We start from the raw sequence: 430 nt of genomic DNA on the forward strand, positions 1-430 counted from the left end.
CGGTCAGGTCGGTTTCATAGCCTTTGATCCCGGCTAGGGCTCGGTGTTTGGCAGCAAGAGCGTAGTTGACCTTCTTGTTCGGGGCGGAAAGATCGATATATCGGTTGCGCTTGATTGCGATATCGCCGTCAACAGCGCGTTTGGCTTTTGCGACTTGCTCTTTGATTCCGCGCAGGCTGCGCCTAGCCCGGTCGTGAGAGTACTGGTAATGCGTCACCGAATTCGGGGTAGCGTGTTTGCGCCCATCACTTGCCGAGGCTTGCGTCCAGATCTGGCCGTGGGTGTAGTCGTCACCGGGGTTTTCCCGCCGCCAGGTTTCGATCACCTCAGGCACGGTGGGGGTTTTCACCGACAAGATGTAGTGCAGGCCTGCATCTATCAATGCTTGTTTGTTCGCCGCTGAAAACATGCCCGCATCAGCAACGACGGT

The 430-nt window shown here is 57.0% G+C and carries 1 pseudogene; it reads right to left on the reverse strand.

The features are described from left to right. Positions 1-430: pseudogene (locus QKE52_RS13365) on the reverse strand (transposase); the annotation flags it as partial.

It is taken from the genome of Corynebacterium sp. c25Ua_47 (assembly GCF_039907205.1).
GTDB lineage: Bacteria > Actinomycetota > Actinomycetes > Mycobacteriales > Mycobacteriaceae > Corynebacterium > Corynebacterium hiratae.